Annotated in this window: 15 protein-coding genes; 8 read left to right on the top strand and 7 right to left on the bottom strand. The window is 38.8% G+C overall.

What is annotated here, in order from left to right; translation table 11 throughout:
- Nucleotides 1-89 precede the first annotated feature (89 nt).
- The gene (locus DRF67_RS14145; protein WP_123912750.1) at nt 90-935 is read left to right on the top strand and encodes a DUF5829 family protein; all 846 of its coding nucleotides are present in this window, start codon (nt 90-92) and stop codon (nt 933-935) included.
- 47 nt (nt 936-982) lie between these two features.
- On the opposite strand, the gene DRF67_RS14140 is transcribed toward DRF67_RS14145, so the two are convergent.
- From DRF67_RS14140 to DRF67_RS14115, 6 genes are all read right to left on the bottom strand, one after another.
- Entirely contained in the window at nt 983-1,639 is a 657-nt protein-coding gene (locus DRF67_RS14140) for a GDSL-type esterase/lipase family protein (RefSeq protein WP_115928946.1), read from the bottom strand.
- Between the two features lie 66 nt (nt 1,640-1,705).
- Nucleotides 1,706-2,191: a lipocalin family protein gene (locus DRF67_RS14135; RefSeq protein WP_115928945.1), complete on the bottom strand. Its 486-nt coding sequence runs from the start codon at nt 2,189-2,191 to the stop codon at nt 1,706-1,708.
- Between the two features lie 239 nt (nt 2,192-2,430).
- Nucleotides 2,431-3,594, bottom strand: coding sequence for an iron-containing alcohol dehydrogenase (locus DRF67_RS14130; protein ID WP_115928944.1), 1,164 nt, complete (start codon nt 3,592-3,594; stop codon nt 2,431-2,433).
- Nucleotides 3,595-3,683: 89 nt separating this feature from the next.
- Complete coding sequence (locus DRF67_RS14125; protein WP_115928943.1) at nt 3,684-3,932, bottom strand: hypothetical protein; 249 nt, start codon at nt 3,930-3,932, stop codon at nt 3,684-3,686.
- A gap of 105 nt (nt 3,933-4,037) precedes the next feature.
- A complete protein-coding gene (locus tag DRF67_RS14120) occupies nt 4,038-4,643 on the bottom strand; it encodes a hypothetical protein (protein ID WP_115928942.1) in 606 nt (201 codons plus the stop codon).
- 77 nt (nt 4,644-4,720) lie between these two features.
- A complete protein-coding gene (locus tag DRF67_RS14115; protein ID WP_115928941.1) occupies nt 4,721-5,443 on the bottom strand; it encodes a hypothetical protein in 723 nt (240 codons plus the stop codon).
- Between the two features lie 104 nt (nt 5,444-5,547).
- Here DRF67_RS14115 and DRF67_RS14110 point away from each other — a divergent pair, with 104 nt between their 5' ends.
- Both DRF67_RS14110 and DRF67_RS14105 read left to right on the top strand, forming a co-directional pair.
- Nucleotides 5,548-8,082, top strand: coding sequence for a phosphoenolpyruvate carboxylase (locus DRF67_RS14110; RefSeq protein ID WP_115928940.1), 2,535 nt, complete (start codon nt 5,548-5,550; stop codon nt 8,080-8,082).
- 1 nt (nt 8,083) lies between these two features.
- Nucleotides 8,084-8,653, top strand: a complete 570-nt coding sequence (locus tag DRF67_RS14105; protein ID WP_115928939.1) for a hypothetical protein — start codon at nt 8,084-8,086, stop codon at nt 8,651-8,653.
- A 44-nt stretch (nt 8,654-8,697) separates the two neighbouring features.
- Here the strand turns inward: DRF67_RS14105 and DRF67_RS14100 are convergent, their stop codons facing one another.
- Nucleotides 8,698-10,293: a S8 family peptidase gene (locus DRF67_RS14100; RefSeq protein WP_115928938.1), complete on the bottom strand. Its 1,596-nt coding sequence runs from the start codon at nt 10,291-10,293 to the stop codon at nt 8,698-8,700.
- Nucleotides 10,294-10,381: 88 nt separating this feature from the next.
- On the opposite strand from DRF67_RS14100, the gene DRF67_RS14095 reads away from it, so the two are divergent.
- From DRF67_RS14095 to DRF67_RS14075, 5 genes are read left to right on the top strand one after another with little or no spacing between them, the layout of a single operon-like run.
- Nucleotides 10,382-11,506, top strand: coding sequence for a DegT/DnrJ/EryC1/StrS family aminotransferase (locus DRF67_RS14095; protein ID WP_115928937.1), 1,125 nt, complete (start codon nt 10,382-10,384; stop codon nt 11,504-11,506).
- A 1-nt stretch (nt 11,507) separates the two neighbouring features.
- Nucleotides 11,508-12,014, top strand: a complete 507-nt coding sequence (locus DRF67_RS14090) for a hypothetical protein (protein WP_115928936.1) — start codon at nt 11,508-11,510, stop codon at nt 12,012-12,014.
- 21 nt (nt 12,015-12,035) lie between these two features.
- On the top strand, nt 12,036-13,058 hold the full coding sequence (gene galE, locus DRF67_RS14085) for a UDP-glucose 4-epimerase GalE (RefSeq protein WP_115928935.1): 1,023 nt from the start codon (nt 12,036-12,038) through the stop codon (nt 13,056-13,058).
- Between the two features lie 13 nt (nt 13,059-13,071).
- The gene (locus DRF67_RS14080; RefSeq protein WP_115928934.1) at nt 13,072-13,836 is read left to right on the top strand and encodes a methyltransferase domain-containing protein; all 765 of its coding nucleotides are present in this window, start codon (nt 13,072-13,074) and stop codon (nt 13,834-13,836) included.
- A gap of 11 nt (nt 13,837-13,847) precedes the next feature.
- The gene (locus DRF67_RS14075) at nt 13,848-14,300 is read left to right on the top strand and encodes an adenylyltransferase/cytidyltransferase family protein (RefSeq protein WP_115928933.1); all 453 of its coding nucleotides are present in this window, start codon (nt 13,848-13,850) and stop codon (nt 14,298-14,300) included.
- Nucleotides 14,301-14,428: the final 128 nt, after the last annotated feature.

Below are 14,428 nucleotides of genomic sequence, written 5' to 3'. Positions count from 1 at the left end.
GTTCTATCAAAGCAGGAGAAATTCCTGCTTTTTTTGTATGCATGAGTCTCGTTTTTTTTGTAAAATTGATAATCAAAATTTGGAATACCATGAAAAGATATGTACTCATACTATTAACGATGCTTTTGGCAAACAGGATTTCCGCTCAGGAAGAGGACTTAAAGGTGAATCATCTCTATTTCGTACTGGATTCTGCTTCTTTCAGTACCATCAGAAGCAGTGGACAATTTGCAAAATGGAGCAGCCTGGACAGAGGGCTTCCGGATTTTCTGCCGACAGATACCGGCAGTACAACATTGTATATGCGCGGGAAGTCGACCTACCTTGAAATAATGGGACCTGATAACAGATTCGGAGAAAAAGAAGGTGCGATAGGAATTGGTTTTTCATGGGATACTCCTGGTAAGTTCTCTGATGACATCAGCAAAAAAATAAAAAATAAAGGACTTCCCTTTAAGAGAAGCAATGCCATGTGGGATTTTAAAGGTAAAGATGTACTGTGGTATTCCGCTTATTACACTGACCTGAAAGGAGGAATAGCGACATGGTATGCATTCTATAACCCTGAGTTTTTAACCCGCTTATATCATAAAGAATATCCTTTTTTTACCAGAGAAGCATTTCTGGAAAAAGCATTTGATGACAACAAAGAAATTAGAGATCTCTCATCCATCGCTCTTGAATGTACTGCTGAAGATTTTCACAAACTGACCAGGGAGCTGCACAGCCTTGGAATTACACCAGTGGAAAAGAATGGGGATGCTGTTACTTTTGACATAGATTCAATCCGTATTACAATGACTCAAATCCCAAATACAAAGTCGAGGATAAAAGAACTAAGGCTTAAAACAAAAAAAGGAAAGAAAGAAGATCTCGAATTGGGAAAAATAAAGGTCCGGCATCAAGATAACGAATTGATAATGATGTTCAATTGATTCTTCTGCAAAAACTATAAAAATAGCCCTCATAGGAGGGCTGTATGTTATTTTAAGTAGGGGTATATTACTTTCGTCCAGATCTGATATCCTTCCGGCTTAAAGTGAAGCATGTCTTCTACAAAAATATCTTTTCTCACCTTTCCGCTGGCATCTTCCATCGCTTTGGTTACATCAATAAACTCAGCATTGGGTTCTTTCTTCATAAAAGCGGCGATCTTTTTATTCGCTGTTTTCATCTGGGGCCAAAGTTTTTCTCTGCTGGGAGAATACTTTATGGAAATAAAATCCACTTCAATATTGGGAAATCTCGCGCGAATTTTGGTATAAAATTCTTTATATCGGTTCACTAATTTTTGTGCCTTCAGCTTATGATTGTCTGCAAAATCATTTTCACCGCAGTAAATGATGATTTGCTTCGGTTGATAAGGTGCTAAAAGATCATCTGCAAAATCGTTAAGGTCGGTAAGCCTGGAGCCTCCAAAACCTCTGTTGATGATGACTTTGTCCGGGAAATAGTCTGAAACATCAGTCCATTTCGTAAAAGATGAGCTTCCTAAGAGAAGAATGGCATCTTTTGGAGGCGGATTTTCCTGATCTGCTTTTTTAAAATTTTGAATGTCTTGCCAGAACATTGGCTTTTTTTCCTGTGAAAAGGCAAAAGTAAAGTACAGCAATAGAAATGCTGATAGAATCTTCTTCATTATATTCAGTTTTAAATCTCAGATAAAAGTAATAAAAAAACTCCCGATAAAAAGGGAGTTTATGATTTATCTTTTATAAGTAATATAAGTGATATCAGGAATTTTGTCTCCGTCTACATCAAAATTTCCAAACTTCTGTGCCAGTCTTAACTGCTGGTTGGTTAATATATCCACTCTATAATCCATGCTTTCTGTCTCACCCGCATCCTCACTTTCTGTACCTTTGAACTTAATCCCCAGGTTTTTATTATCTGCGTCATAAGTATATGTACCTTCATTTTTAGCCGCAGCCTGACAATCTGCTCCAGTGCCTACGTAAGCCGTATAGCTCACATAAAAGTCGGTTCTGAAGAAAAGTGTGTTTTTTACATTACATCCTTCAGGAGTTTTGGTATCAAGCACCGTTTTATTATCTTTTCCTGAAATAACTTCTGTCTTTACTTCCTTCCAATCTCCTTTCATAATATCCATTTCGTAAGCTTGAAGATCATCGTCTTTACAAGAAGTAAGTGCCAGTGCAGAAAAGGCAAATAAAAGTAGCTGTTTTTTCATTTTTACAAATTTAAGAATATGCTAAAATATAAATAAATTTGAAATATCCGTAATGAAATGCCGGTTTTTTAAACGAATGTTTGTAAATTAAATAATTTATAAAAGACCAGATCCCAAAAATCAAACGTTTGAGTTCTGCACAAATCATCGTTGATAGAAGCGGACTTTTGTCCGCTTACCATATACTTCACAGGCTTACAGCTTCAGCTAAAAACCTAAAAAATTAGAATAAGCCTGGATTAATAGCTCATTTCTACAATCTTAAAGGCATCCTTCGGAGTCAGTTTCTTATACTCTCCAAGCCCCAGCCAGTTTCGGTCTGTAAATGCTTTCTCCACTTTTTCAGCAGTTCCTTTAAAGTCTTCTGTATATTCAGAAAGTCTGGTCTTGATATGCAGGCTATGGAAAAATTCTTCCAATTTTCTGATTCCCAGTTCTGCCTTTTCTTCCAATGTTCCGTCTTTGATCCCCCAGACTCTTTCTGCGTATTGTGCAAGCTTCCCTTTTTTGTCCTCAAAATTATAACGATAGTGAGAAGGGGCAATGATGGCCAGGGTTCTGGCATGGTCGATACCATAATAAGCGGTTAGCTCGTGTCCCATGGCATGTACGGCCCAGTCTGTGATCACTCCTTTCTGGATGAGTCCATTTAAGGCCATGGTGCAACACCACATAAAATTTCCGGCAGCATCATAATTAAACTCCTCTGCCAGTACTTTCGGAGCCGTCTCCTGAAGGCTGATGAGAATGCTTTCTGCAATTCTTTCCTGCAGGTCGGCAGAAGACGGAGCGGTCATATACTGTTCCAATACGTGAGTATAGGCATCCGTAATTCCGTTTACAATTTGATTTTTTGGGATGGACTTGATGACTTCCGGATCCAGTACGGAAAACTGTGGGAAAAGACCTGGCCCACCAGATGATAACTTTTCATTCGTCTCTCTTCTTGAAATGACATATCCTGAATTCATTTCTGAACCTGTGGCAGGGAGTGTTAAAATACTTCCGAACGGCATTCCTTCACCTTCAAAAGTTCTTACCGAATTTTTTAGAATATCCCATGGTTCACCGGCATAATGGGCTGCAGCTGAGATGAATTTTGTCCCGTCAATGACAGATCCGCCACCCACAGCAAGAAGATAGGTGATGTCTTTTTCTTTGATAAAGCTTAAGGCATTGAGTAAGACTTCATATTCAGGGTTGGCAGGAACACCGCCAAATTCATACAAATCATGATCTCTCAAGGCCTCTTTCACCTGATCGTACACCCCATTGTTTTTGATGCTTCCACCACCATAAATCATTAGTATTCTGGCATCTTTAGGGATTTCTTTGGAAATTTTGGAAATTTCACCTTTTCCAAAAAGTATTTTTGTTGGATTTTTGAACTCGAAATTAAGCATTGTTCTATATTATTTTACCCAAATTTACGGAATGGAAAAATAATATTGAGTTAATAAAGTGGTAAAATTACGATGCTGATTTTCCAGAATTATTTTGAAGTTCGTGATTTTATTTCATTATTAATTTGCCCGAGATTAATAATACTTGGCATCAGTGTGATGAGACATCCTATCGCTACAGCAATAAGCGCTGGGTTTTTAATTTTTACTGAGAGAAACATAATGGTGATGCAGGCCATCAATATGACAATACCGAATCCGATGGTCATATTTTGTAAGCTTTTTCTCTTGGTCTGCAGTTCCTCTAAAGTCAATTCGCTTAATTTGTTATTTTTCATGGTATGATGTATAGTAACGAAATTACAAATATAATAGAGAATAGAATGCTTAAATTCAATTTTTATGATTGTGATCGTATCAAACGGATTAAAAATACCAATAAATTACAGCGTACGGCAATCCTCATTTATCGCATAGATGCCATTGCTTTTAGCTTCAAGCTTCCCGGTCTTTCTGTTGATTTTAAGTAAAAAAGATTCATGGATAACGGGACAGCTTTTGGATTGTAGCCCATAGATCGAAATATATTTTTCGTCGATTTTATAAGAACCCGTAAACCGGTTTCGGGGATCAACTGAATACCCATAGGTCGCTGCAATTAAAATCGCTTCGGGAAGGTTATCAATTGTTCCTATAAAATCTCTCAATTGCTGTTCATTGGAAAAATAGACAGATCTGTCCTTCTTACAGGCAAGGATGTATGAAAAACAATTGTTGCCGATACATCTTTGAAAAAATCCCTGTTCGGGAGCAGGTTCATTGATCGTCATATATTCGGGAGCCTCGCTCTCATAGATCACTGCTTTTTCCGGGTCAGCATCATTGGTAAGTACCCGCCAGTAGGCGTACTCTTTGTCGGGAACAATAAAAGGGTAGAGGTAATCAGCAGTATCCAGAATGTTGGGGATTTTTTTATAATCATCGGGAACTCTGATCTGGGCAAAAAGCAGATTGGACAAAATCAGGGAAAATAGGATGATGATCTTCATAACTAACTACAGTGTTTTCTCAGCAAATTTACAAAAATTACCAATGCTATATCTGGCTTAGACAGTAATCTGAAATGTTAAAAAATAGCATGCTCTACAAACGGAACAATTTTATTGTTCTTAATTTTTCCTTTTATATACACAGAATCTCCATTTTTAAAAACATACTCGTTGACTAAAATATTGTTGAGACCAAAAGGCCCGAGAAATGAATTGATCCACGGGTGTTTATCTTTCAGTGCAGATATTTTCTGATTTTCTATCGGTTTGTAGTTGTTCAGATAGTACGGGGCTTTATAAGTGGTTCCAAATGTACCTTCTGTAAAATGCCTTTCACCACCTCCAAGGCTATCCATGATACACAGGGTAAAGTCGATATCATATAGTCGGCCGTTCACTGATAATTTTGATCCCTTGGAATACCCTGCAGCCATGCTGTAATCAAAATCTTCATAAATTTTAGATGAATATCTGGAAATTCTTCTGGCTTTGCCAACCTGCAGAAAATACAGTGCGGCATTATCTCCAGATAACGGTGCGGTGACGGTTGTATCCGTATAGACCGCACATTTCAGAACGGGAAGAGACTGTACATACTTTTGTTGTCTGTTGTATTCTTCTACTGCTTTTCCCATCGAACTAACTGTTCCTGCGATAAAAGACCCAACTCCAATCACCCCTGAAATAGCAACAAAAATAAATAGTCCGAAGACAATGAGAATGATTTTGATTCCTTTTTTGTCTTTCTTGTCCCTATTCGACGTGACATTAGCATTGAAGTTGAAGTTAAATTTGATCATACGTTTTACATGGCGTTCAAAACTACTGATTTTTGATAAAATTAGGAGGATTTTTTTGTCATTTGTTAATTCACTCAACGATAAAATCTCTTACATTTGTTATTATGATACACGACCAACGCGCAGAAAAATTCAGGCAGATTGTGGAAAATAAGTTCCAGATCTACAATTCATTATTTATGAGCCTGCCTTATGATAAAATGACAAATATCGGGATGCTGCTCCCATTTCTTTACGAGGAAAGCAGAATCGGCTATGACGCGGGAAAGACCCCTGAAGAAATCGTTGAGGAGTTTTTTAAAAACCATACGGATCTTCAGACTGAAGAGCAGAAACTTGAATTGCTTTTCAAAATCATACAATATATCGAAAGACAGGTAGTTTTGTTTGACAGCATTGAAGACGCTGCCTTTCCGAATCTCCATTCCGAAAGTGACAGTGGAACAGTGACTAATTTGTTTGAACGCTCATTTCAGGATCATAAGCTGGAAAAAGTACGGGAGAAATTAAAAGATTTCAGTGTAAAAGTTGTATTTACCGCGCACCCTACCCAGTTCTATCCTAGCTCTGTGCAAAGGATTATCCAGGATCTGAGAGGTGCTATTACCAGTGATTCCGTTACGCAGATTGACACTCTCCTGCAGCAGCTTGGGAAAACTCCGTTTGTCAACAAAGAAAAGCCTACGCCTATTGATGAGGCAATGAGCATTATTTCCTATCTGCGCTATGTATACTATGATACCATCGGTGAGCTGTTTACCAAAATCAAAAAGACCTTTGGTAATGGACACTTCCATCTGCATGAAGATATTATTCAGCTGGGCTTCTGGCCTGGCGGAGATAGGGATGGAAATCCGTTTGTAACAGCAGATGTTACCAAGAGAGTGGCCGAAGAACTCCGTTCGGCGATCCTCAAATCCTACTATAGCCATTTGAAATACATCAGAAGAAGATTAAGCTTCAGAGGAGTGTCAGAAGTTCTCACACAATTGAGCGAAGAGCTGTATGGGGCTATTTTCAATGGAAAAACCATTACTGCAGAAGAAATTTTAAAAAAGACTGACGAGGCGGAAAGGATATTGGTGAGCGAACATAACTCTTTGTTTTTGGATCTACTGATCAACTTCAGAGACAGGGTAAATATTTTTGGAACCCATTTTGCCACTCTTGATATCCGTCAGGACAGCAGGATTCATCAGAAAGTAATTGATGAAGTCTTTGCAAAGTTATATGACGATACAGAAACTGATGATGAGGAAAAATTCAACAGACTGATTCAGGTTTCGGAAAAAATAGATAGTGGGAATTTTGATGATATTGTTAAAGATACATTACTGACGGTTTCCCAGGTTTCAGACATTCAGCAGCTGAACGGGCTAAGAGGGATGAACCGTTATATTATTTCGAATTCTGATGCAGTGAAAGACGTGATGAATGTATATGCGTTCTTTAAAGTCTGCGGCTACAAAGATGAAGAGATCAATATGGATATTGTTCCGCTTTTTGAAACCATGGAAGGTCTTGCCAATGCGGAGAATGTCATGAATGAGCTGTATCATCATCCGGTATATAAAAAACATCTCAAGAAAAGAGGGAATCAGCAGACCATTATGTTGGGCTTTTCAGACGGAACGAAGGATGGGGGCTATTTAAAAGCAAACTGGGAAATTTATAAAGCAAAAGAAGTTCTGACCAGACTTTCAGAGCAGAATGATATCAAAGTTGTTTTCTTTGACGGACGGGGAGGCCCGCCGGCCAGAGGTGGTGGAAAAACCCATGATTTCTATGCTTCACAGGGAAAAACAATTGCCAATAATAAAATTGAGCTGACGATTCAGGGGCAGACGATCACCAGTATTTTTGGTAATAAAGAACAGGCAAAGTATAATTTTGAACAGCTTCTGACCGCGGGTGTAGAAAATGATGTTTTCAAAAATGCCAAAAAAGAGCTTACAGAGAAAGAAAGAGCCTTAATTATAGAGCTGGCGGAGATTAGCTATAAGAAATATTCAGATCTTAAAGCTCATGCGATGTTTGTTCCCTATCTTCAGGAGATGAGTACACTTGAATATTACGGGAAAACCAATATCGGAAGCCGTCCGTCCAAAAGAGGCAATGGCAGTGAGCTGAAGTTTGAAGACTTGAGAGCAATTCCTTTTGTGGGATCATGGTCGCAGCTGAAGCAAAATGTACCCGGCTTTTTCGGTTTCGGATATGCAATGCAGCAGATGAAGGAGCAGGGAAGGTTTGAAGAAGTAAGGGAACTGTACAAAGGTTCAGATTTCTTTAAAACGCTGGTTTTAAACTCGATGATGAGTATGAACAAATCATACTTTCCTTTGACGTATTACATTAAGAACAATCCGAAATTCGGAGCATTCTGGAACGTCCTTTTTGATGAATATGAACTGTCAAGAGATATTATGCTGGAACTGACCGGCTTTAAAATGTTGCAGGAAGAAGATCCGCTTTCAAGAAAATCCGTGAAAATCCGTGAAAAGATTGTCCTTCCGCTATTGAGTATCCAACAGTATGCGCTTATGAAAATTCAGAAAGGAGAAGGAAACAAAGAAGCTTATGAAAAACTGGTGACAAGATCTTTATTCGGTAACATTAATGCAAGCAGGAATTCTGCATAGAATGAAAAAAATAAGCATTTTGCTGTTATTGTTCATTTCTATTTTGGGATTTGGTCAGGATGGACAAATGTGGAGATTTGATTTTGAGTTTAGCATAAAATCAGAAGGAAAAAATTCATATCAATACCAAGACCTGGATGCGTTTGTAAATGAAACCAGCAAATATCTTGTAGGGTCTGAACTGAAATATAATCCTGTAAGCAAAAAATATAATGTATTGCTTACCTATACTTGTATTGGTTGTGGGAAAGAAAACCGATATCAGCCGCCAGAGCTATACCTGAAACTGAATATGAAAGATGTTACACCTTCTGATCCTGAAAAGTTTTCGGTTTTCATTCCTGTTTATTTCTCTGCGTTATCACTTGAGGAGGATACACAAAAGAAAAATAACACTTTTCATATAGGGGAAATTAATATTGATCGTTTTCTTTCAAAAACCTCCGATACGTATGAGGTTATAGAAATGCTTTCCCCGTATGCAAAAAAGCATAGTGTAAAAGGAGAATATATTCCCAGAAAAATGACCAGAATGGTAAGTATTTCTTCGTGTGGCAATTCAAGGAAATAGAATAATAATAAAAATGGCTGCTTCAAAGGAAACAGCCATTTTTATTACTCTTTTATAAATTTTTCATAGTGGAATTTATCTTTTGATAAAATTTTCAGATAATATATTCCTTTAGGTAAATCTTCAACCTTTACAACATTCTCATTGAGTGTTCTGCGGATCAGCCTTCCGAGATGATCATAGATTTCCAGAGACTGAATGGCGTGCTCGGAAGCAATATTCAGAATACTTTCAGCAGGGTTTGGAAAAATCGCAAACTTTTCTTTTTTAATAATTTCAGAGGTATTCAGGACATTGTTATACAAACTTCCAAAATTCAGGATTCCATAACCCATCTGATCGGTATATGAAGGATAGAGGGAGGCCGTCTGTCTTAGTTTTACCCTTATCTGCTCCCTGTTCATGGCAGGAAACGCCTGAATGAAGCAGGCTACACCGCCCGCTGCAATCGGAGCTGCAATAGACGTTCCGTTCATTGTCGTTGTCGCATGGTCATAGACTGTGGATGTTCCTGTTCCCTGGGCACTCCCATCGGGTTTTACGATTCCCAGAGCATTGGGTCCGTACGAAGAAAATACAGAAGAACTTCCTGAAGAGGTAACTGCTCCAATAGAAAATACCTTTGCGTTGTCTGCAGGGGTCAGAAGATAATGCCAGGGTTTGTCCCCTGAATTTCCTGCTGCAATAAGAACGAAAATACCCTTTTCTGCAGCAATCTGTGCCACGCGGGCAATGAAAGAAGTACTTCCGTTCATATCTGCATAGCTGTAATTATACCGGGGGTCATCAAAAACATGATAGCCCAGTGATGAAGTAATGATCTCGACACCCTTACGGTCTGCTTCTTCAGCTGCTTCTATCCAGTACAGCTCCTCTTCAGGAATTTCTACCATAGAATTCTCACTTCTGTACAGATAAAAATCTGCATCGGGTGCAGAGCCCGTAAATGTATTTTCCAAATAGCCTCCGATAGCCCCCAATACTACCGATCCGTGAGGAATCAGAGAAGTATTGTAGATGTCATTGGTCTTGGTCACAAAATCATATCCGCCCTTTATCTGGTTGTTGGTCCAGAGCCGCGAAAAAGCAGCTCCGGTATTTACGGTCGGGAAACCGGCATCAATAACGGCAATGGAAATCCCTGTTCCGGTATAACCTGCAATATGAAGTGGCCTAATGTTCACCTGATCAATCTGGGCTGCTCCCGTACCATATTCAAAATGAGTTAACAGCTTGTTGTCATTGCTTTTCCATGAATTGCCGGCTGTTTTTGTTCCTACCGCAGTGTTTCTGGCAAAACTTTCTACAGACAGTACAAAAGGCTGTGCCAGTAAGATCGCTTTTTGGGGTACGGTAGCATTAACAGCAGCTCCATTAAGCCATTTGGAATAATCGGTTACCGTAAAACCAAGATTCTGGAGATTTTGAAGGTAGGACTGCTCAACAGGCGCGTCCTGATCATTGAGCGGAATTCCCAGCGTGGTACGCCTGCTGAGGGATTTCTGACTGAGTTCCGAAAGTGGATTGGCGTAAAATGCAGCTTTATTGGGCTTATCCTTGAAGTAGACAAAAACGAGTTCAGTTTGAGCAGACACATGAAGATAAACAATTAGGAAACAAAAGAATAAAGTTTTTTTCATGGAATTTATTTGTATAAAGATAAAAACAAAATCAATAAAATTTTTGATAGGATTTTAAATTCCTTATTTTTACAGAAATATTTGTTATATGAAAAAAATTCAGATGGTTGACTTGCAAAGTCAGTATTACAAAATAAAGAATGATGTAGACAATGCAGTTTTAAATGTAATGGATTCGGCGGCTTTTATCAACGGTCCTGAAGTAAAGTCTTTCCAGAATGAATTGGAGTCTTATTTAGATGTAAAACATGTGATCCCATGTGCAAATGGAACCGATGCTTTACAGATTGCCCTGATGGCACTGGATCTGAAAGAAGGAGATGAGGTGATCACAGCAGACTTTACCTTTGCTGCAACGGTAGAAGTAATTCACCTGCTTAAATTAAAATCTGTATTGGTAGATGTAGATTATGATACCTTCACCATCTCTACGGAGCAGATCAAAAAGGCAATTACCCCAAAAACAAAAGCGATTATTCCGGTACACATTTTCGGACAGTGTGCCAATATGGAGGAAATTCTGAAAATTGCTGAAGAGCACAACTTATATGTAATTGAAGACAATGCCCAGGCCATCGGTGCAGAATATACCTTTGCTGATGGAACTGTAAAACAGGCAGGAACAATGTCTACAGTAGGGACCACCTCTTTCTTTCCTTCAAAGAACCTTGGATGCTACGGTGATGGTGGCGCTATTTTTACCAATAATGATGAGCTCGCACACCGCCTGAGAGGAATTGTAAACCACGGAATGTACGAAAGATATTATCACGATGAGGTAGGCGTAAATTCGCGTCTGGACAGTATCCAGGCTGCCGTTTTAAGAAAGAAGCTTCCCCATCTTGACACCTACAACGAGGCAAGAAGAAAGGCAGCAGATTATTATGATGAAGCATTTGCCGGAAATCCTAATATCCTTACTCCAAAAAGATCTGAGAACTCCAGCCATGTGTTTCATCAGTATACGTTAAGAATCCTGAACGGCAAGCGTAACGAACTTCAGAAATTCCTTACAGAAAAAGAAATTCCTGCCATGATCTACTATCCTGTGGCATTGAGAAAGCAGAAGGCTTACTTCCAGGAAAGCAACGACGTAGATTTTGTGAATACAGACAAGCTTCTGGATCAAGTCATCTCATTGCCGATGCATACGGAGCTGGATGAAGAGCAGCTGAAGTACATTACGGATGCGGTTCTTGAGTTTATGGGATAATATGATGAAAAATATTTTTTTTTCCCTAGCGTTCATGACCAGCCAGTTTATCTTTGCTCAAAGCGGGAATCGATTTGCTATTAATGATGTATTAATAAAATTCCCGAAGGAGGTTGAGCTCCGTGATTTAAATAAAGTTGCCGGGCAATATTTTTTTGTTGATAAAGCTAAAAGTAATATTCAGGTTTCTGTAAAGAATGCCGACAAAATGGAGTTTTATAACGCAGCATTTACCAAAACGGAACTTTTGGATGCCTTTTATCGATGGGACTTTGATTACTGGAAAACCAATTCAATCGGAGGGGAGGTTAAGGAGATATCCAAAGATTTAGATAAGAATCAGATTCTCTGGGAAGTAACACTTAAAGAGGGAAAGACCATCTTTTTATTTGGAATATTAGAAGATAAACTGATCTCTATTTCCATACATAATGCCCGTCTTTCGGACGAAGAACAGATAAATTTTGTCACAAAGGTGTACAGGCAGATTTCAAAGTATAAAAAATAAACACGAAGATTAAAAAATAAAATGGCAATACTAGTTACAGGAGGACTTGGATATATCGGTTCTCACACGGTAGTGGAACTTATCAATAATGGCTTTGAAGTGGTTATTGTGGATGACTTATCCAACTCGGAGCGGTTTATTTTAAATAATATTGAGGAAATAACAGGGAAAAAGCCTGTTTTTTATCCTTTTGATCTGAGAAGAAAAGAACTTCTTACTCAGGTTTTTGATGCCCATCGGATTGACGGGTGCATCAATTTTGCAGCCTCCAAGGCGGTGGGAGAGAGCCAGCTGAAACCTGTGGATTATTATGAGAATAATTTATTTTCACTCATTAATATTCTCCAGGAATTTAAGAAGAGAGAAATTTCTAATCTTATTTTCAGTTCATCCTGTACAGTATATGGGCAGGCTGATGTAATGCCCATTGACGAAAATACGCCTTTGAAAATGCCGGAGAGCGTTTATGGGAAAACCAAGCAGATGGGCGAAGAGATCCTGATTGATTTTGCAAAAGCCTATGGCCGCAAAGTTTCGTTGTTAAGGTATTTTAATCCTATTGGAGCTCATCCGTCTGGAAAGATTGGAGAATTGCCTATTGGAATTCCTAATAATCTGGTACCTTATGTGATGCAGACTGCGGCGGGAATCCGTGAGAAGCTGAGCATCTGGGGTGATGATTATCCTACAGAAGACGGTACTGCTGTACGTGACTATATCTATGTGGTTGATCTAGCCAAAGCACATGTTGCCGCCCTGAAAAAGCTGATGAGCGACCAGTCTGGTGAAACATTAATAGATACCTATAATCTGGGAACAGGGAGGGGCTCTTCCGTTTTGGAAGTCGTAAAGGCTTTTGAAAAAGCAAATGCCGTGGAAGTACCTTATCAGATTTGTGAGCGTAGAGAAGGAGACATTACCATAGCCTATGCTGATCCGGCTAAAGCTGAAAAAGAACTGGGCTGGAAATCTGAAACTCCGCTCGAAGAATCTTTGAGAACAACCTGGGAGTGGCAGAAATACCTGAATAGCAGAAATTCATAAAAATAATATTAGTATGGCCTGGAATCCTGAAATATATGACCGGTTTAAGGATGAGCGTTCAGCTCCCTTTTTTGATTTATTGAAGCTTGTTGAATCCAGGACCGGGATCTCTGTTATCGATCTGGGATGTGGAACAGGTGAGTTGACCTCTAAGCTCTTAGATTATCTGGAAGATTCTAAGGTTCTTGGAATAGATTCCTCTGCAGAGATGCTTGAAAAAGCAGCTCATTTCAAGACCAGCAGACTCAGCTTTGAGAAAAGAAGTATAGAGGAACAGCTTCATCTTGGGGATACCTATGATCTAGTGATTTCCAATGCTGCGATCCAATGGTGCAGTAATCATAAAGAGCTTTTTCCAAGAATTATCAGGAAGATAAAAGAGGGTGGCCAGCTGGCTGTACAGATACCGTCCAATCATGAATATGTGGTGCATCAGCTGCTCAGAAAAGTGGCCCGGACAGAACCCTATAAGACAGCGTATCATTCGTGGGAGAGAGAATATACGGTACTGAAGATAGAAGACTATGCACAAATACTGTTTGACAATAAAGGTACAGAAATCACCGTTTATGAAAAAGTATTCGCTCACGTTCTTGATAATGCAGAAGCTGTATTTACGTGGGCTTCAGGAACAGCAATGCTTCCTTATATCGAGAACCTTCCGGATGATTTGAAAGAACAATTTAAAAACGATTATAAAAACGAATTACAAAACATCTTTACTGAATCTCCGGTCTTTTATCCATTTAAAAGAACATTTATTTCAGCAAAGTTTTAATTAAAATTAGTATGAAGACACAAAGAATAGGCATCACATTTTCCTCTTTTGACTTATTGCATGCAGGACATATCAAAATGCTTGAAGAAGCTAAGACGGTATGCGATTATTTAATTGTAGGATTGCAGATTGACCCTTCTCACGACCGTCCCGGTAAAAATAAGCCGAGCCAGACTATCGTTGAGCGATACATCCAGCTGAAGGCTGTAAACGCAGTAGATGAAATTGTTCCTTACTACACGGAGGAAGATTTGCTTGATATCTTAAAATCTTTCGTAATCGATGTAAGAATCATTGGTGACGATTATTTAGACCGTGATTTTACGGGCAAGCAATACTGTGAAGAGAAAGGAATAGAGATTTTTTACAACAAAAGAGATCATCGTTTTTCTACCAGCGACCTGAGAAAAAGGATTTATGAAGCGGAAAAAGATAAAATTTCCAAACCTGAATCTGTGAAATAGAACATAACAAAAATCCCGAAAATTAATTTTAGACTGCACCCAAAAGTTTAGACGAAATTAAACAATATTATTATATGAAAGAGTTCGGTACTGTACCGGACTCTTTCCTTTTAGATTAAGTCTTATCC

The sequence above is a fragment of the Chryseobacterium pennipullorum genome (assembly GCF_003384725.1).
Lineage (GTDB): Bacteria > Bacteroidota > Bacteroidia > Flavobacteriales > Weeksellaceae > Chryseobacterium > Chryseobacterium pennipullorum.
The sequence above is the reverse complement of the archived record's forward strand: the minus strand, read 5'-3'. Positions and strand labels throughout refer to the sequence as shown.

Coding starts and splice junctions, on each gene's coding strand:
- DRF67_RS14145 (WP_123912750.1), top strand. CDS start 90: ATGAAAAGATATGTACTCATACTATTAACGATGCTTTTGGCAAACAGG.
- DRF67_RS14140 (WP_115928946.1), bottom strand. CDS start 1,639: ATGAAGAAGATTCTATCAGCATTTCTATTGCTGTACTTTACTTTTGCC.
- DRF67_RS14135 (WP_115928945.1), bottom strand. CDS start 2,191: ATGAAAAAACAGCTACTTTTATTTGCCTTTTCTGCACTGGCACTTACT.
- DRF67_RS14130 (WP_115928944.1), bottom strand. CDS start 3,594: ATGCTTAATTTCGAGTTCAAAAATCCAACAAAAATACTTTTTGGAAAA.
- DRF67_RS14125 (WP_115928943.1), bottom strand. CDS start 3,932: ATGAAAAATAACAAATTAAGCGAATTGACTTTAGAGGAACTGCAGACC.
- DRF67_RS14120 (WP_115928942.1), bottom strand. CDS start 4,643: ATGAAGATCATCATCCTATTTTCCCTGATTTTGTCCAATCTGCTTTTT.
- DRF67_RS14115 (WP_115928941.1), bottom strand. CDS start 5,443: ATGATCAAATTTAACTTCAACTTCAATGCTAATGTCACGTCGAATAGG.
- DRF67_RS14110 (WP_115928940.1), top strand. CDS start 5,548: ATGATACACGACCAACGCGCAGAAAAATTCAGGCAGATTGTGGAAAAT.
- DRF67_RS14105 (WP_115928939.1), top strand. CDS start 8,084: ATGAAAAAAATAAGCATTTTGCTGTTATTGTTCATTTCTATTTTGGGA.
- DRF67_RS14100 (WP_115928938.1), bottom strand. CDS start 10,293: ATGAAAAAAACTTTATTCTTTTGTTTCCTAATTGTTTATCTTCATGTG.
- DRF67_RS14095 (WP_115928937.1), top strand. CDS start 10,382: ATGAAAAAAATTCAGATGGTTGACTTGCAAAGTCAGTATTACAAAATA.
- DRF67_RS14090 (WP_115928936.1), top strand. CDS start 11,508: ATGATGAAAAATATTTTTTTTTCCCTAGCGTTCATGACCAGCCAGTTT.
- galE (WP_115928935.1), top strand. CDS start 12,036: ATGGCAATACTAGTTACAGGAGGACTTGGATATATCGGTTCTCACACG.
- DRF67_RS14080 (WP_115928934.1), top strand. CDS start 13,072: ATGGCCTGGAATCCTGAAATATATGACCGGTTTAAGGATGAGCGTTCA.
- DRF67_RS14075 (WP_115928933.1), top strand. CDS start 13,848: ATGAAGACACAAAGAATAGGCATCACATTTTCCTCTTTTGACTTATTG.